Genomic DNA, 17,469 nt, shown 5'->3' with positions numbered 1-17,469 from the left:
CCGTTTGCCGGAGCCGGAGCTACAGGGCACGGGCGTCAGGCGCCCGGCGCCCGGGCGGCCCGGCCCGTACGCCCCCAAGAGCCGCGTGGCCCGGCCCCGGGCGCCGTACTCACCGCGCGGCGGCCCTGCCCGAGTGCCCCTGCCGCCCAAGGCGGCGGAGCGCACCCCGTACAGCGCTCGGGGCCGCCCCCCGCACCGGGCGGCGGCCCCGAAAGGGGAGGGTGAGATCAGCCGGTGAGCCCCAGCTCACGGGCGATCAGCATGCGCTGCACCTCGCTCGTGCCCTCGCCGATCTCCAGGATCTTCGAATCGCGCCACATCCGGGCCACCGGGTACTCGTTCATAAAGCCGTAGCCGCCGTGGATCTGGGTGGCCTCGCGGGCGTTGTCCACCGCGACCGTCGACGAGTACAGCTTCGCCAGCGCCGCCTCCTTCTTGAACGGCTCCCCCTGGACCAGCCGGGAGGCCGCGTCCCGCCAGCCGACCCGGGCCATGTGCGCCCGCATCTCCATGTCCGCGATCTTGAACTGGATCGCCTGGTTGTCACCGATCGGGCGGCCGAACGCATGCCGCTCCCTGGCGTACTTCACCGACTCGTCCACACAGCCCTGCGCGAGTCCCGTGGCGAGCGCGGAGATGGCGATCCTGCCCTCGTCGAGGATGCGGAGGAACTGCGCGTACCCCCGGCCCTCCTCGCCCAGGAGGTTCGCCAGCGGCACACGCACCTCATCGAAGGCCAGCTCACGGGTGTCCGACGCGTTCCACCCGACCTTGGAGTAGGCGGGGGCGACGGTGAACCCGGGGGTGCCGGAGGGGACGATGATCGAGGAGATCAGCGGCTTGCCCGCGTCCGTACGGCCGGTGACGGCGGTGACCGTCACCAGTCCCGTGATGTCCGTGCCGGCGTTGGTGATGAAGCACTTGGAGCCGTTGATCACCCACTCGCCCGCGGCCTCGTCCCGGACCGCGGTGGTCTTCGTGCCGCCCGCGTCGGAGCCGCCGTCCGGCTCGGTCAGCCCGAACGCGCCCAGCAGCTCGCCCGAGCAGAGCCTCGGCAGCCACTCCCGCTTCTGCTCCTCGGTCCCGAAGCGGTAGAGGGGCATCGCGCCCAGCGACACCCCGGCCTCCAGGGTGATCGCCACGGAGGAGTCGACGCGCGCCAGCTCCTCCAGGGCGATGCCGAGGGCGAGATAGTCGCCGCCCATGCCCCCGTACTCCTCGGGGAACGGCAGCCCGAACAGGCCCATACGGCCCATCTCGCGGACGATCTCGTACGGGAACTCATGGCGCTCGTAGAGATCACCGATCTTCGGGGCGATCACCTCGTGCGCGAACTGCTCGACCGTACGGCGGAGTTCCTCGTGCTCGGGTGTGAGCCGGTGGTCCAGGGACATGGGTCACTCCTTGTGGGAGAGGGCGCGAACGGTGCGGGAGGGGCTGGGGCGGCCCAGCTGCCCGGCCATCCACACACTGGTGGCGGTGAGCCGGCCGAGGTCGACCCCGGTGTCGATCCCGAGGCCGTGAAGCATCCACACGAGGTCTTCGGTGGCGAGGTTTCCGGTGGCGCTCCTGGCGTACGGACAGCCGCCGAGCCCGCCCGCGGAGGCGTCCACGGTGGTGACGCCGTGCTCCAGCGCGGCGAAGGTGTTGGCGAGGGCCTGGCCGTAGGTGTCGTGGAAGTGCACGGCCAGCGCCGAGGTCGGCACCCCCTCCTCGTTCAGCTCGGCGAGCAGGGAGAGGACATGGCCCGGGGTGGCGACGCCGATGGTGTCGCCGAGGGACAGCTCGTCACAGCCCATCTCCCGCAGCCGGCGGGCGACCCGGACCACCTGGTGGACCGGGACCGGGCCCTCCCAGGGGTCGCCGAAGCACATCGACAGATAGCCGCGCACATGGATCTTGTCGTCCTTGGCACGGGCGACGACCGGCTCGAACATGGCGAGCGACTCCTCGACCGTGCGGTTGAGGTTCTTGCGCGCGAAGGTCTCGGTGGCCGAGCCGAACACCGCGATCGACCGGGCACCGAGCGCCATCGCGCGGTCCAGCCCCCGCTCGTTCGGTACGAGGACGGGGAGGGACACACCCTCCAAGCCGACGAGCTGCGGGAACAGTTCCCCGGCGTCGGCGAGCTGCGGCACCCAGGAGGGGTGGACGAAGCTCGTCGCCTCGACGGTCCTCAGCCCCGCCCCGGCGAGACGGCGCACGAACTCCGCCTTCACCTCCGTCGGGACGACCGTCTTCTCGTTCTGGAGACCGTCGCGCGGGCCCACTTCGTGGATGCGCACCCGGGGCGGCAGATCCTGCGCCGGGACCTCCATGGGCAGCCCGCCGGGGACCGGTCCGCCGCCCGCAGCCGCGCCGGCCCGCACCGCGTCACTCATCGCCCGCCTCCGCTTCCTCCGCCGTGCCGTGCGGGGCGACCACGGCCAGCAGCTGGTCCATGGCGACCGTGGTGCCCGGGACGACATCCAGCTCGGTGACCGTCCCGGCGTGCGGCGCGGAGATCACATGCTCCATCTTCATCGCCTCGACGACGAGCAGGCTCTGGCCCGCGTCCACCTCGTCCCCGACGGCCACCTTGACGACCGTGACCGTCCCGGGCATCGGCGCGGCGAGGGTGTCCGCGCCCGCGTGGGCGGCGCCGCTGAGGGAAGCGGCGACCGGGTCGTGGTCCCGTACGTGCCAGGAGTCGCCGTCACGGGCCAGCCAGTCGGCCGCGCGGCGGAAGGTGTGGGTGATCCCCTCCGCCGTGACGGTGACCGTGTCCCCGGTGACCCGGGAGGACTCCGGCACCCGGGCCGTCGCGGGCTCGAAGCCGGGGACGCGCAGGGGGAAGACCAGCGGCGGGGGATCGCCGCCGAGCCGCCAGCCGCTGGGCGCCGAGAACGGGTCCGTCCAGCCGTTCGCGTCCGGCCGGGGCGCGAGCCGCGCCTTCCGTACGGCCGCCGCCGCCGCGTACACCTCGTCCGGGACGCCGTCCGGCACCAGGCCGCCGGCCTCCCGCTCCACCAGACCGGTGTCCAGGGCGCCCTCGACCACCGCGGGATGGGCCAGCAGCCGGCGCAGGAAGCCCGCGTTGGTCGGGACTCCCAGCGTGACCGTCTCCGCGAGGGCCGCGCGCAGTCTGCGCAGCGCGGTGGGGCGGTCGGGGCCGTACGCGATGACCTTCGACAGCATCGGGTCGTAGAGGCTGGAGACCTCGGTGCCCTCGCTCAGGCCCGAGTCGGTGCGCACGCCGTCGCCCTGGGGCTCGGACAGGGACAGGACCGTGCCGCCGGAGGGCAGAAAGCCGCGCGAGGGGTCCTCGGCGCAGATCCGTGCCTCTATCGCGTGGCCGGTGAGGGTGATGTCCCGCTGCTCGTACGGCAGGGGCTCGCCCGCGGCGACCCGCAGCTGCCACTCCACCAGATCGAGTCCCGTGATCAGCTCGGTGACGGGGTGCTCCACCTGGAGGCGGGTGTTCATCTCCATGAAGTAGTAAGAGGACGGGTCGGTGCCGGGGACGATGAACTCGACCGTCCCCGCGCCCACATAGCCGCAGGAGCGGGCCGCCTGCACGGCAGCCTCGCCCATCGCCGCGCGGGTCTGATCGTCGAGGAGGACGGACGGGGCCTCCTCGATGATCTTCTGGTGGCGGCGCTGGAGCGAGCACTCGCGCTCGCCGAGGTGGACCACCCGGCCATGGGCGTCGGCCAGCACCTGGATCTCGATGTGCCGGGGCCGGTCGATCCACCGCTCCACCAGCAGGGTGTCGTCGCCGAAGGAGGCACGGGCCTCCCGGCGGGCCGCCGCGATCTCCTCCAGCAGGGCCGACTCCACCCGGGTCAGGCGCATGCCCTTGCCGCCGCCGCCCGCCGACGGCTTCAGCAGGACCGGCATCCCGATCTCCCGGGCCGCGTCCGCCAGCTGGCCGTCCGTCAGACCGGAGCCGGAGGAGCCCGGCACCACCGGGACGCCGGCCGTCTTCACCGTCTCCTTGGCACGGATCTTGTCGCCCATCAGCGAGATCGCCCCGGCCGGCGGCCCGATGAAGGTCAGGCCCGCGTCGGCGCACGCCAGCGCGAACGCCGCGTTCTCCGCGAGGAAGCCGTAGCCGGGGTGGATCGCCTGCGCGCCCGTGCGTACGGCCGCGTCCAGCAGGCTCTTCACGGACAGATAGCTCTCGGCGGCGGGCGGGGGACCGATCCGGACCGCGGTGTCCGCCTCCCGCACATGCCGGGCGTCGGCGTCCGCGTCGCTGAAGACCGCGACCGAGCGGATGCCCATCGTCCGCAGCGTACGGATGACCCGGACCGCGATCTCACCCCGGTTGGCCACCAGGACTGTGTCGAACATCGGCATGGTGTGAAGTCCCTTACATCCGGAAGACGCCGAAGCCGGGGTCGCCCAGGGGGGCGCCCGCACAGGCGGTCAGGGCCAGACCCAGCACCTGGCGGGTCTCCAGCGGATCGATCACTCCGTCGTCCCAGAGGCGGGCGGTGGCGTAGTACGCACTGCCCTGCTGCTCGTACTGGCCGCGGATCGGGGCCTTGAACGCCTCCTCGTCCTCGGCGGACCAGCTCTCTCCCCGGGCCTCCAGCTGGTCGCGCTTGACCGTGGCCAGGACGGAAGCGGCCTGCTCGCCGCCCATCACCGAGATCTTGGCGTTCGGCCACATCCACAGGAAGCGGGGGGAGTAGGCGCGGCCGCACATCGAGTAGTTCCCGGCGCCGTAGGAACCGCCGATGACGACCGTCAGCTTGGGCACACGGGTGCAGGCCACCGCGGTGACCATCTTCGCCCCGTGCTTGGCGATGCCGCCCGCCTCGTAGTCCTTGCCGACCATGAAGCCGGAGATGTTCTGGAGGAACAGCAGCGGGATGCCGCGCTGGTCGCACAGCTCGATGAAGTGGGCGCCCTTCTGGGCCGACTCCGCGAACAGGATGCCGTTGTTGGCGACGATCCCGACGGGGTGGCCGTGGATCCGGGCGAAGCCGGTGACCAGCGTCTGCCCGAACTCGGCCTTGAACTCGGCGAACCGCGAGGCGTCCGCGATCCGGGCGATGACCTCCCGCACGTCGTACGGCGTACGGGAGTCGACCGGCACCACCCCGTACAGCCCGGCGGGATCGGCCTTGGGCTCCTCGGAGGGCTCCACCGACCAGGGCAGCGGTCCGCGCGGGGGCAGGGTCGCCACGATGTTCCGCACGATCCGCAGGGCGTGGGCGTCGTCCTCGGCGAGATGGTCGGTGACACCCGAGATCCGGGAGTGGACCTCGCCGCCGCCCAGCTCCTCCGCGGTGACCACCTCGCCGGTCGCCGCCTTCACCAGGGGCGGGCCGCCCAGGAAGATCGTCCCCTGGTTCCGTACGATCACGGCCTCGTCGCTCATCGCGGGCACATAGGCGCCGCCCGCCGTGCAGGAGCCGAGGACGGCCGCGATCTGGGGGATGCCCGCGCCCGACATCCGGGCCTGGTTGTAGAAGATCCGGCCGAAGTGCTCGCGGTCGGGGAACACCTCGTCCTGCATCGGCAGGAACGCGCCGCCCGAGTCCACCAGATAGACGCACGGCAGCCGGTTCTCCAGGGCGATCTCCTGGGCGCGCAGATGCTTCTTGACCGTCATCGGGTAGTACGTGCCGCCCTTGACAGTCGCGTCATTGGCGACGATCAGGGTCTCGCGCCCGCTGACCCGGCCGATGCCCGCGATGACACCCGCCGCCGGGGCCTGGTCGCCGTACATCCCGTGGGCCGCGAGGGGAGCCAGCTCCAGGAACGGCGAGCCGGGGTCGAGCAGGGTGTCCACCCTCTCGCGCGGCAGCAGCTTCCCCCGCGCGGTGTGCCGGTCGCGGGCCCGCTCGCCCCCGCCGAGACGGGCCGCGGCGAGCTTGGCGCGCAGCACGTCGGCCAGCTCCCGGTGGGCGGCCTCATTGGCCTGCCAGGCCGCCGACGCCGGGTCTGCCGCACTGGTCAGCACGGGTGCCTGCTGCATCGAGTCGAACCCCCTTGCCCGTACAACGTCAGTTAATGAACGTTAACTCCCTCCATAGGTTAACGACCGCTAACAGTGTTGTCTAGAATCGGGTCCCATGAGCACCAGGACGGACGCGCCGACCCGCCGCGAGCAGATCCTCAAAGAGGCGGCCCGGCTCTTCGCTGAGCGCGGATTCCACGGCGTGGGGGTCGACGAGATAGGGGCCGCCGTGGGGATCAGCGGCCCGGGTCTGTACCGCCATTTCGCGGGCAAGGACGCGATGCTCGCCGAGCTGCTGGTCGGCATCAGCGAGCGGCTGCTCAGCGGCGGCCGGCTACGGGTGGCGGAGGCCGCCTCCGATCCCGAGGCGCTGCTCGCCTCCCTCATCGACGGCCATATCGACTTCGCCCTTGACGACCGTCCCCTGATCACCCTCCACGACCGCGAGCTGGACCGGCTGCGCGAGCGCGACCGCAAGCTCGTGCGCCAGCTCCAGCGGCAGTACGTCGAACTCTGGGTCACCGCGGTCCGCGACATCCACCCCGAGGTGCCCGAGTCGGAGGCGCGCGCGGCCGTCCACGCCGTCTTCGGGCTGCTGAACTCGACACCCCACCTGGGCTCGCACGGCGGCGGGCTCCCCGCGCGCGCCGCGACGGAAACGTTGCTGCGCCGGCTGGCGCACGGGGCGTTCGCGTCGCTCACGCCGTAGGCGGGGGACGGGTACGGTCCGGGCCGCCCCGGCCTCCTGCGACCGGGCACGCCGACGGGGCGTGCCGGGTGCGGCGGACGGGCGCGTGGGCCCCTCGGCAGGGCGTTCCGGGGGCCGCCCGTGCCGCCGTTCCGCCATCCGGAGGCGTCCACCGTTCGGGACGTACCGTTTCATCACGGGGACAGGGCGGCACAATGGTGGGCATGCCGATACCCAGCCGTGCCGCCCTCGTCGAACACCTCGTCCGCACCCGTATCGCTGGAGCCGTCGCCACCCCGCGCGACAACAACCTCTCCCACTACCGCAAACTGGCCAACGGCGACCGGCACTTCTGGCTGGGCCTGGAGCTGGGCGACCGCTGGACGGACGAGCAGGACGTCCTGGCCGTGATGGCCGAGCGCTGCGGTGTCAGCGACGACCCCGCGCACCGCACCGGCCAGGACACCATCGACCCCGAACTGACCGTCGCCGGCCTGGACCGCCTCGCCGCCCGCCTGCGGAAGGCCGCCGCCGGCAAGGAACGGGTCCTCTTCGCGACCGGTCACCCGGGCGGCCTCCTCGACGTGCACCGCCGTACCGCCGAGGCCCTGCGCGCCGCCGGCTGTGAGATCGTCCGGATCCCGGGCGGGCTGATGGCCGACGAGGGCATGGTCTTCCAGTTCGCCGACGTCGCGATGCTGGAGCGCGGCGCGACCCTCTGGCACACCCACTCCCCGGCACCGATGGCCGCCGTCCTCGACGGCCTGGAGCGCGAGGGCAGACCCCGGCCCGATCTGGTGGTCGCCGACCACGGCTGGGCCGGCTGCGCGGGCCAGCGCGGCCTGGACGCGGTGGGCTACGCCGACTGCAACGACCCGGCCCTGTTCATCGGCGAGGCGGAAGGCACCATCGAGGTGACGGTCCCCCTCGACGACCACGTCACCGACCCGCGCTTCTACGACCCGATGACGGCCTACCTGCTCGACGCGGCCGGCCTCACCTGATTGTGTGGCTCGGTTCACCTCCGGGGATCGTGGGTGTCGAAAGGGAGAACGCGCGGAGGCCGCGAGGAACGAGTGGTCGAGCACGATCGACCGTCGACGCACACTTGAGGCCCCCGGGTGGGGGTCCCCCCGGACGGAGTCTGGGGGAGAACCGAGCCACAAAAGAAATACCGCGCGTCGGTCACCGTCCGGAGACCCCCTGCCCGGCCTACCGGTCGAGCACGATCGACCGTCGACGCACACTTGAGGCCCCCGGGTGGGGGTCCCCCCGGACGGAGTCTGGGGGAGAACCGAGCCACAAAAATTTACCGCGGCACGCGTATGACGCCTTCCTGGATCACCGTGATCGCCAATCGGCCGTCCTGGGTGTAGATCCGCGCCTGGCCGAGCCCGCGTCCGCCCGAGGAGGAGGGCGACTCCTGGTCGTACAGGAGCCATTCGTCCGCGCGGAACGGCCGGTGGAACCACATCGCGTGGTCCAGGGACGCCCCGACCACGTCACCGACGGCCCAGCCGCCCCGGCCGTGGGCCAGGAGGACCGAGTCCAGGAGGGTCATGTCGGAGACGTAGGTGGCGAGGCAGACGTGGAGCAGGGGATCGTCCGCGAGTTTGCCGTTGGCGCGGAACCAGACCTGGGAGCGCGGTTCACGCGGTTCGCCGACGGCCCCGTACGGCGGTGCGCCCACATAGCGCAGATCGACGGCGGCACGCGCCTCCAGGAGGCGGTCGGCGATACCGGAGTCGATGAAGTGCTCCGCGTACGCGGGCAGGCTCTCGGCTGCGGTCGGCAGGGTTTCCGGGTCGGGGGCGTACGGCATCGGGGCCTGGTGCTCCAGGCCCTCCTCGTGGATCTGGAACGACGCCGAGAGATGGAAGATCGGCTGGCCGTGCTGGACGGCGACCACCCGACGTGTGGTGAAGGAGCGGCCGTCGCGGATGCGGTCGACCGTGTAGACGATCGGCGCGCCGGGGTCGCCGATGCGCAGGAAGTACGCGTGCAGGGAGTGTGCCGAGCGGTCGCCTGGGACCGTGCGGCCCGCCGCCACCAGGGCCTGGGCGGCCACCTGGCCGCCGAAGACCCGGGGGATGACGGCGGAGCGGGACCGTCCCCGGAAGATGTCCTCCTCGATCTGCTCCAGGTCGAGCAGATCGAGGAGGTCGTGAAGTGCGGAACTCATGTGATTGACGGTAACCGGACGCCGGGGCGCTACAGACCCATGGACTTGGCGATGATCGACTTCATGACCTCGCTGGTCCCGCCGTAGATGCGGTTGACCCGGTTGTCCGCGTACAGGCGCGCGATCGGGTACTCGTTCATATAGCCGTAACCGCCGTGCAGCTGGAGGCACTTGTCGATGACGCGGTGCGCCACCTCGGTGCAGAACAGTTTGGCCGACGCCGCCTCGGCCGCCGTCAGCTCGCCCGCGTCGTGCGCCTCCAGCGCGCGGTCCACCACCGCCTCGGCGGCGTCCGTCTCGGCCTTGCAGGCGGCGAGTTCGAACTTGGTGTTCTGGAAGGACGCCACGGTCTTGCCGAAGACCGTGCGCTCCTCGACGTACCGCTGGGTGAAGCGGATCGCGGCGGCGGCCTGGGCGTAGGCGCCGACGGCGATGGCCAGACGCTCCTGGGGGAGGTTCCGGCCCAGGTAGGAGAAGCCCTTGTGCTCCTCGCCGAGCAGGTCCTCGGCGGGGACCCGCACATCCGTGAACGACAGCTCGGCGGTGTCGGAGGTCTTCAGGCCCAGCTTGTCGAGCTTGCGCCCGACCGCGTACCCCTCCAGCTTGGTGTCCACGACGAAGAGCGAGATGCCGTGGCGGCGGTCATCCGCGCGCGGGGCGTCCGTGCGGGCGCAGACGATGACACGGTCGGCGTGGACACCGCCGGTGATGAAGGTCTTGGCGCCGTTGAGGACGTAGTGCGTGCCGTCGTCGGAGAGCCTGGCGGTCGTCTTCATGCCCGCGAGGTCGGAGCCGGTCCCGGGCTCGGTCATCGCGATCGCGTACATGGCCGCGCCCGAGACGAAGTCGGGGAGCCAGCGCTTCTTCTGCTCCTCGGTGCCGTACTCCAGGAGGTACGGCAGACAGAGCGCGACATGCACCCCGGAACCGCCGAAGGAGACACCCGCGCGGGCGCTCTCCTCGGTGATGACCGCCTGGAACTTGAAGGAGGACTCCCCGGCGCCGCCGTACTCCTCCGGCACCTCTATGCCGAAGACGCCCAGCTCACCGAGCTTGTAGTAGAAGTCGCGGGGCGCCTGGCCGGCCGCGTACCACTCGTCGTAGACGGGGACGACCTCGGCCTCGATGAAGGCGCGGATGGTCTCCCGGAACGCCTCGTGGTCCTCGTGGTAAACGCTGCGGCGCACGAACGCCTCCTCTGTATGCCGTGGGGCCGGGTCCGGTGCCGGGCCATCAGGGATGGCCAAGCGCTTGCTCAGCATCAAGTTACCCGCTGGTCACAGGGGCTGTCCAGGGTTCACCCCGCCAATACCGGCACCGGCACCGGGACCGCGACCGGCACCGGGACCGGTTTCGGTCCCGGGAAGGTGACGCAGCGCGAACCACAGCTCCATCCGTACATCCGCGTCGTCCAGGTCCTCGTCCAGCAGCGCCGCGCACCGGGCGATCCGCTGGCGGACCGTATTGCGGTGGATCTCCATCGCGGCGGCCGTACGGTCCCAGCTGCCGTGCAGGGAGAGCCAGTTCCGCAGCGTCCGCACCAGGGCGGGGGAGCCGTCGAGCGGGGCCAGCCGCAGCCGGGCGTGCGCCGCCGCGTCGGCGGGCGGAAGCAACGCGTCCAGCGAACCGGACCGGTCCTCGACGAGAGCGCGGCGGGCGGCGACGGCACGTTCCAGGGCGCGGGCCGCCCGGGTGTCGGCGGCGGGCAGATCCTCGGGGCGTACGGGAGGGCTGACCCCGAGGGTCCAGCCCGGCTGGGGCCTCGGGGCCCTCGCCGCGGGCAGCAGTACGCGCACGGTCCCGTCGGACCCCGGATCGACCAGCGCGCTGCCGAGGGCCGCGCCCAGCGCGCTGGCGGTGAAGCGTGTGGTGCCGCGTTCGCCGCGCGCGTGGACCACGGTCCACCGGCCGCCGCCGAGCAGCTCCGCCGCATCCGCCGGGGCCGCGCCGAGGAGCAGCCGGACCAGGGCGGCGTCGCGGCCCGCGCCGTCGAGGCCGTGATGGTCCGCCGTGAGGAGGGACAGCAGGACGACGGCGACTCCCGCCACGGTGTGGTCGCCGGGCTCCCGCGACCCGGTCGCCAGCCCCAGAACCAGACCCTGGCCGCCGCCGAGCGCGTACGCGGACAGATGGAAACCGTCGGCGGTGTCACTGGCGGAGGCGGCCTGCCTGGCGGCGCTTTCGGGCACACGTGTGGCGCCCGCATGTGTGGCGCCGGACGGCCGGTCGGTTCCGGCCCGCCGGGCCGGGACCGTGGTGCCGGGAGAGCCGGTACGCGTAGCGCCATGACCGGCACCGGAACGGCCCGCGGCCCCGGAACCTGCCCCGGAACGGCCCGAGGTCCCGGAGGTCGTACCGGAACCCGTACCGTCACCGGGGTGCCCCGGGCCGCCCGGGGTCACCACCCGGGCCAGCCGGGCCAGGGCCCCCCGCGCCCCGGGGGAGGGCTCGCGCCCGGCCGCCGAGAGTTCGGTGCCGTCCCTTCCCAGCAGCACCGCCCGTCCGCCCAGGCGCGCCGCCAGCTGGCCGAGGACCGCCGGAACCGGGTCGGGGCGGGCCGCCGCCGTCGCCAGGCCCTGCTGCGCCCGGGTCACCCGGCCCAGTTCGCGGTGGCGGGCCTCGGCCATCAGCCGCCAGACGGCCCGCGCCACCGCCGTGAACGTCGTCGGCGGGGGGACCTCGACCAGCGGCAGCCCGTGCCGTACACACGCCTCGACCAGGGCGGACGGGACCGTGTCGTGCACCGGCGCCACCCCGAAGCCCAGCGCCGCCGCCCCGGCCTCCACGATCCGGGACGCGTAGGTGTCCGGGTCCTTCAGCAGCACGCCCGCGCTCAGCAGCAGTTCGCCCCCGAGCAGATACGGATAGGGGTCGGCCATCTCCGAGGTGTGCACCCAGTGGACCAGCACACGCTCCGGGGCGGGACCGGCGAGCAGACGCAGGCCCAGGTCGTCCCGGGCGAGCAACTCGGACAGCGGTACCGGCGGGGTGGGAGGGGTCGCTGGTGCGGAGGGGGAACCGGTGGACTCCGGCATGGATGATCCATCCATAGAAGAAATGAACAATGGATGAAACGTACACTTCAGCGCTGGATTCCGGCCACCTACCGTCATGGGGCAGTGAAGACCTGAGGACCCGGGGGACGGGACGGAAGGACAGCCGATGGCAGTCGACTACGCGGTGATCGTCGTCTATCTGGCGGGCATGCTCGCCATGGGGTGGTGGGGCATGCGCCGCGCCAAGTCCAAGAGCGAGTTCCTGGTCGCGGGGCGGCGCCTGGGCCCCTGGATGTACTCCGGCACGATGGCCGCCATCGTCCTGGGCGGCGCGTCGACCATCGGCGGTGTCGGCCTCGGCTACAAGTACGGACTCTCCGGCGCCTGGATGGTCGTCACCATCGGCCTCGGACTCCTCGCGCTCTCCGTCTTCTTCTCCGCCCGGATCGCCCGGCTGAAGGTCTACACCGTCTCCGAGATGCTCGATCTGCGGTACGGCGGCCGGGCGGGCGTCATCTCCGGCGTGGTGATGTGGGCGTACACCCTGATGCTCGCGGTCACCTCGACCATCGCGTACGCCACCATCTTCGACGTCCTCTTCGACATCGACCGGACCGTCTCGATCATCCTCGGCGGCGCGATCGTCGTCGCGTACTCCACCCTCGGCGGCATGTGGTCGATCACCCTCACCGACATGGTGCAGTTCGTGGTCAAGACGGTCGGCGTCCTGCTGCTGCTCCTGCCCATAGCCGTCGTCAAGGCGGGCGGCTGGAGCGAGATGCGGGCGGAACTGCCGGGCGAGTACTTCGCGCCGCTCGGCATCGGCGGTGAGACGATCTTCACCTATGTGCTGATCTACACCTTCGGCATGCTCATCGGGCAGGACATCTGGCAGCGGGTGTTCACGGCGCGCGGTGACAAGGTCGCGCGCTGGGGCGGCACCGCGGCCGGTACGTACTGTCTGGTGTACGCCGTCGCCGGAGCGGTCATCGGCACGGCGGCCAAGGTCCTCTACCCGAACCTGCCCAGCGCCGACGACGCGTTCGCGACGATCGTCAAGGACGAACTCCCCATGGGCGTACGGGGCCTGGTGCTGGCCGCCGCCCTCGCCGCCGTGATGTCGACCTCCTCCGGCGCGCTGATCGCCTGCGCGACCGTCGCCAACAACGACATCTGGTCGCGGCTGCGGGGGCTCGGCTCCCGCGCCGGAGAGGCGCACGACGAGGTCAGGGGAAACCGCGCCTTCATCCTGGCCATGGGCGTCTGTGTGATCGCGATCGCCATCGCGCTCAACGATGTCGTCGAGGCGCTGACCGTCGCGTACAACCTGCTGGTCGGCGGTCTGCTGGTGCCGATCCTCGGCGGGCTGCTGTGGAAGCGCGGCACGGTACAGGGCGCGCTGGCCTCGATGGTCGTCGGCGGAGTGGCCGTCATCGCGCTGATGGCCGGGTACGGGATCCTCGCCGACGAGCCCGTCTTCTACGGTCTGCTCTCCTCGCTCGCGGTCTATGTGGCCGTCAGCCTGTTCACCAGGCCCACCGACGCGGCCGTACTGGCGAACTGGCGGGAGCGGCTCGCGGGCCGGGGCGGCGGCGAGGACGAGCCGGCGGGACGGAACGAACCCGCGGCGGTCTGATTCCGGGGCTGAACCCCGGGGCTGGTTCCGGGGACCGGGCCCGGGGGCCGGACCCCGGGGCTTGAGCCCGGGGGTCCGGGCCCGCCGGTGAGGAGCACACCGGTGAGGAGCGCGCCGGTGAGGAGCCCGCCGCACCAGCCCGGGGCGCGGGCCCGGTCGTAAGGACCCCTCCGCCCCGAGCCCGCCCCACCTCCACTGCCCGTCCCGTCCCGCCCGGAGCCCGCGACCCCGGACAGCCCGTCATCCGGACCCCTGGATACGGTCGAAACCACAATGAAGCGGTAGGAAAGAAGGCATTTCACATGAGCAGCAACGAGCAGCCGCGCGGCCCGATCGACTCGTCCCGCGTCCCCCGGTACGCCGGTCCCGCCACGTTCGCCCGGCTGCCCCGGCTCGACGAGGTCGGCGCCGCCGATGTCGCCGTCGTGGGAGTGCCGTTCGACGCCGGGGTCTCCTACCGGCCCGGCGCCCGCTTCGGCGGCAACGCCATCCGTGAGGCATCCCGCCTCCTGCGCCCCTACAACCCGGCCCAGGACGCCTCGCCCTTCGCGCTCGCGCAGGTCGCGGACGCGGGGGACATCGCGGCGAACCCGTTCAACATCCATGAGGCCGTCGAGACCATCGAGGCCGCGGCGGATGATCTGCTGGGCACGGGCGCGCGTCTGATGACGCTCGGCGGCGACCACACCATCGCCCTGCCGCTGCTGCGGGCGGTGGCGAGGAAGCACGGCCCGGTCGCACTGCTCCACTTCGACGCCCACCTCGACACCTGGGACACGTACTTCGGCGCGGAGTACACCCACGGAACCCCGTTCCGCCGGGCCGTCGAGGAGGGCATCCTCGACACCTCCGCCCTCTCGCACGTGGGCACGCGCGGCCCGCTGTACGGCAGGCAGGACCTCACCGACGACGAGAAGCTGGGCTTCGGCATCGTCACCTCCGCCGATGTCTACCGGCGGGGCGCCGACGAGATCGCCGACCAGCTGCGCCGGCGCGTCGGGGACCGCCCGCTGTACATCTCCATCGACATCGACTGCCTGGACCCGGCACACGCGCCCGGCACCGGTACGCCCGAGGCCGGCGGCATGACCTCCCGCGAACTGCTGGAGATCCTGCGGGGGCTCGCGTCCTGCCACCTCGTCTCCGCGGACGTCGTCGAGGTCGCGCCCGCGTACGACCACGCCGAGATCACCTCGGTGGCGGCCTCCCACACCGCGTACGAGCTGACCACGATCATGACCCGCCAGATCGCGGAGGGCAGGGCCAAGTGACGCACGACCACGACGGGGTGCCACGGCCCACCCCCGCGCAGACCGAGGCCGCGCTCAACCCTCCCGCCCGTCGCCCGGCCACCGCCCCTCAAGTGTGCCCCTCGGGCCGCGTGCCCACGGGCCGCACCGGCGGCGATCTCGTCATCGAGACCCTCCAGGGCCTCGGCGCCACCACCGTCTTCGGTCTGCCCGGCCAGCACGCGCTGGGCATGTTCGACGCCCTGCGCCGCTCCTCCCTGTCGTACGTGGGGCTGCGCGTCGAGAACAACGCGGGCTTCGCGGCCGACGGGTACGGCCGGATCACCGGCGAGGCCGCCCCGCTGCTGCTCTCCACCGGGCCCGGCGCGCTGATGTCCCTGGCCGCGCTCCAGGAGTCGGCCGCCGCCTCCGCGCCCGTACTCGCCATCGGCAGCCAGGTGCCGTCCGCCGGGCTCGGCGGGGGCCGCCACGGCTATCTGCACGAACTCCGCGACCAGCAGGCGTCGTTCCGCGACATCGTGAAGTCCGTGCATATCGCGCGCACCGCCTCCCAGATCCCCTCGGCGGTCGCGGCGGCCTGGCAGTCCGCGCTGAGTGCTCCCCACGGCCCGGTCTGGGTGGAGATACCGCAGGACGTCCTCCTCGCGGAGACCTCCCTGCCGGTCGTCACGGCGATCGACGCGACCCCCCGCGAGGTCGTTCCGCGCCCCGAACTGACCGCCGTGGCCGCCCGTCTGCTGTCCACCGCCGAACGCCCGGTGATCGTCGCGGGAGGCGGAGTCGTACGCTCCGACGCGTCCGGCAAACTGCGCGCGCTCGCCGAGCGGATCAGCGCGCCGGTCGTCACGACCTTCGGCGGCAAGGGGGCGTTCCCGTGGGAGCATCCGCTCTCGCTCCAGTCCTGGCTGGAGGACCGCCACACCACCGACTTCCTCGAGGACGCCGACGTCCTGCTGGTCGTCGGCTCCGGCCTCGGCGAACTCTCCTCGAACTACCACACCTTCGCCCCGCGCGGCCGGGTGATCCAGATCGAGGCGGACGCCGGGAAGCTGGAGTCCAACCACCCCGCCCTCGGTATCCACGCGGACGCCCGGCTCGCGCTCTGCGCGCTGCTGGAGACCGTGACGGAACGCCCGGACGCCGGGGCAGCCGAACGGGTCCGCTCCGTGCTGGCCCGTGTACGGGAACGGATCGACTCCCAGGACCGGACGCTGGAGCGGCGGATCCTGGCCGCGGTCCGCGAGGCCCTGCCGGACACCTCGCCGTCCTTCTGGGACATGACGATCCTCGCCTACTGGGCCTGGTCCGCGTTCGACGCCCGCCTGCCCAACACCATGCACTCCGCGCAGGGCGCGGGCGGCCTCGGCTACGGCTTCCCCGCCGCGCTGGGCGCCGCCGCGGCGGACCCCACACGTCCGGTCCTCGCCGTCTCCGGCGACGGCGGCGCGATGTACTCGATCGCAGAACTCGCCACCGCCCGGCAGTACGGGCTCCCCGTCACCTGGCTCATCGTCGACGACGGGGGCTACGGCATCCTGCGCGAGTACATGACCGACACCTTCGGCGAGACCGCGGGGACGGAGCTGTCCCGCCCGGACTTCGCCGCACTCGCGGAGTCCTTCGGCGTGCCGGCGGTCCGTACGAGCCCTGAGGCTCTCGCGGACGACCTGGCGAAGGCTCTCGCGGAACCGGGGCCCTCGGTGGTCGTGCTGCCCGCGCTGCTGAGGATGTTCGCGCCGACGCATCTCTGATCTCTCGGACTCTCCGGCCACGTCTCCGGCTCTCTGGGGCTCTCTGGCCGCGTCTCTGAGTGCGCCTCTGGACGGGGTTCGCGAAACGGGGTCGCCCCGGGTGCAGCCCGGGCCCGGGGGCCGGGCCCGGGTCTGTGCGGTCGGCGGTCACGGGCCCGTCCCGGCCCCCGTCCCGTCCCGTCCCGGCCCCCGGGCCCGGTTTGCGCAGGTCCCCGGAATCCGCCCCGCTCGCACCAGGGCTCAGGCGGGCGCGACGAACCCCGACTCGTACGCGGCGATCACCGCCTGCGTACGGTCCCGCGCGCCCAGCTTGGCGAGTACCGCGCTCACATGGGTCTTCACGGTCTCCGTGCCGACGTGGAGCTGCCCGGCGATCTCCGCGTTGGACAGCCCGCGCGCCATCAGCCGCAGCACCGCCGCCTCCCGCTCGGTCAGCGCGGCGCGCTCCATCGCGGCCCGCGCGGCGCTGCTTCCGTACTCGGTGGCCAGCGACCGCACCGCGGCGGGGAAGAGCAGCGACTCGCCCTCCGCGACCAGCCGTACGGCATGCACGATCTCCGCGGGCCGGGCCCGCTTGAGCAGAAAGCCGTCGGCGCCCGCGCGCAGCGCCTCGTACACGTACTCGTCGTTCTCGAAGGTCGTGATGACGAGGATCTTCGGCGGATCGTCGACGGTTCTGAGGACCGCGCGGGTCGCCTCGATGCCGTCGAGGAGCGGCATCCGTACGTCCATCGCCACCACATCGGGCCGCAGCCGCCGCACCAGCGGGATCACGGCGGCCCCGTCGGCGGCCTCACCGACGACCTCGATGTCGGGCTGCGCCTCCAGGACGGCGCGCAGACCGGCACGTACGAGGGGTTCGTCGTCGACGAGGAGAACGGTGATCGCCACCAGGCCAGATTAGGCGGTGGGCGCGGATGGGGCGCCGCCGGTCCGGAGCATGCCGCGGTGGCCGGGCACCGCGCGGAACCCTTTCGCCGGGCTCGCGCGGGCCCAGGGTTCACGTGAAACCT

Annotated in this window: 13 protein-coding genes; 5 read left to right on the top strand and 8 right to left on the bottom strand. The window is 72.4% G+C overall.

The features are described from left to right. Nucleotides 1–227 precede the first annotated feature (227 nt). The 4 genes from ACIBCM_RS17435 to ACIBCM_RS17420 are packed head-to-tail and all read right to left on the bottom strand — an operon-like array spanning nucleotide 228 to nucleotide 5,971. On the bottom strand, nucleotides 228–1,394 hold the full coding sequence (locus ACIBCM_RS17435; protein WP_399244019.1) for an acyl-CoA dehydrogenase family protein: 1,167 nt from the start codon (nucleotides 1,392–1,394) through the stop codon (nucleotides 228–230). 3 nt (nucleotides 1,395–1,397) lie between these two features. After that, complete coding sequence (locus ACIBCM_RS17430) at nucleotides 1,398–2,381, bottom strand: hydroxymethylglutaryl-CoA lyase (protein WP_399244017.1); 984 nt, start codon at nucleotides 2,379–2,381, stop codon at nucleotides 1,398–1,400. After that, a complete protein-coding gene (locus ACIBCM_RS17425; RefSeq protein WP_399244015.1) occupies nucleotides 2,374–4,341 on the bottom strand; it encodes a biotin carboxylase N-terminal domain-containing protein in 1,968 nt (655 codons plus the stop codon). The genes ACIBCM_RS17430 and ACIBCM_RS17425 overlap by 8 nt, the downstream gene beginning before the upstream one ends. 13 nt (nucleotides 4,342–4,354) lie before the next feature. Beyond that, the gene (locus ACIBCM_RS17420) at nucleotides 4,355–5,971 is read right to left on the bottom strand and encodes a carboxyl transferase domain-containing protein (RefSeq protein ID WP_399244013.1); all 1,617 of its coding nucleotides are present in this window, start codon (nucleotides 5,969–5,971) and stop codon (nucleotides 4,355–4,357) included. A gap of 97 nt (nucleotides 5,972–6,068) precedes the next feature. Here ACIBCM_RS17420 and ACIBCM_RS17415 point away from each other — a divergent pair, with 97 nt between their 5' ends. Continuing rightward, the gene (locus ACIBCM_RS17415) at nucleotides 6,069–6,662 is read left to right on the top strand and encodes a TetR/AcrR family transcriptional regulator (protein WP_399244011.1); all 594 of its coding nucleotides are present in this window, start codon (nucleotides 6,069–6,071) and stop codon (nucleotides 6,660–6,662) included. Between the two features lie 203 nt (nucleotides 6,663–6,865). Continuing rightward, nucleotides 6,866–7,645, top strand: a complete 780-nt coding sequence (locus ACIBCM_RS17410) for a phosphatase (RefSeq protein WP_399244009.1) — start codon at nucleotides 6,866–6,868, stop codon at nucleotides 7,643–7,645. Nucleotides 7,646–7,950: 305 nt separating this feature from the next. On the opposite strand, the gene ACIBCM_RS17405 is transcribed toward ACIBCM_RS17410, so the two are convergent. From ACIBCM_RS17405 to ACIBCM_RS17395, 3 genes are all read right to left on the bottom strand, one after another. After that, nucleotides 7,951–8,823, bottom strand: coding sequence for an acyl-CoA thioesterase (locus tag ACIBCM_RS17405; protein ID WP_399244007.1), 873 nt, complete (start codon nucleotides 8,821–8,823; stop codon nucleotides 7,951–7,953). Between the two features lie 29 nt (nucleotides 8,824–8,852). Further along, nucleotides 8,853–10,010 carry an acyl-CoA dehydrogenase family protein gene (locus ACIBCM_RS17400; protein WP_399244005.1) on the bottom strand — a complete coding sequence of 386 codons (1,158 nt, stop codon included), beginning with the start codon at nucleotides 10,008–10,010 and terminating at the stop codon, nucleotides 8,853–8,855. 90 nt (nucleotides 10,011–10,100) lie between these two features. Then, nucleotides 10,101–11,858: a PucR family transcriptional regulator gene (locus ACIBCM_RS17395; RefSeq protein ID WP_399244004.1), complete on the bottom strand. Its 1,758-nt coding sequence runs from the start codon at nucleotides 11,856–11,858 to the stop codon at nucleotides 10,101–10,103. Between the two features lie 127 nt (nucleotides 11,859–11,985). Between ACIBCM_RS17395 and ACIBCM_RS17390 the strand changes: the two genes are divergently transcribed. The 3 genes from ACIBCM_RS17390 to ACIBCM_RS17380 all read left to right on the top strand — a co-directional run bounded on the left by ACIBCM_RS17390 (nucleotide 11,986) and on the right by ACIBCM_RS17380 (nucleotide 16,456). Beyond that, nucleotides 11,986–13,455, top strand: coding sequence for a sodium:solute symporter (locus ACIBCM_RS17390; protein ID WP_399244002.1), 1,470 nt, complete (start codon nucleotides 11,986–11,988; stop codon nucleotides 13,453–13,455). A gap of 302 nt (nucleotides 13,456–13,757) precedes the next feature. Next, on the top strand, nucleotides 13,758–14,726 hold the full coding sequence (speB, locus tag ACIBCM_RS17385; protein ID WP_399244000.1) for an agmatinase: 969 nt from the start codon (nucleotides 13,758–13,760) through the stop codon (nucleotides 14,724–14,726). After that, nucleotides 14,723–16,456 carry a thiamine pyrophosphate-binding protein gene (locus tag ACIBCM_RS17380; protein WP_399243998.1) on the top strand — a complete coding sequence of 578 codons (1,734 nt, stop codon included), beginning with the start codon at nucleotides 14,723–14,725 and terminating at the stop codon, nucleotides 16,454–16,456. The genes speB and ACIBCM_RS17380 overlap by 4 nt, the downstream gene beginning before the upstream one ends. Nucleotides 16,457–16,696: 240 nt before the next feature. Here the strand turns inward: ACIBCM_RS17380 and ACIBCM_RS17375 are convergent, their stop codons facing one another. Next, a complete protein-coding gene (locus ACIBCM_RS17375) occupies nucleotides 16,697–17,347 on the bottom strand; it encodes a response regulator (protein ID WP_399243996.1) in 651 nt (216 codons plus the stop codon). Between the last annotated feature and the right edge of the window lie 122 nt (nucleotides 17,348–17,469).

This window comes from Streptomyces sp. NPDC051018 (genome assembly GCF_044456085.1).
Classification (GTDB): domain Bacteria; phylum Actinomycetota; class Actinomycetes; order Streptomycetales; family Streptomycetaceae; genus Streptomyces.
The sequence above is the reverse complement of the archived record's forward strand: the minus strand, read 5'-3'. Positions and strand labels throughout refer to the sequence as shown.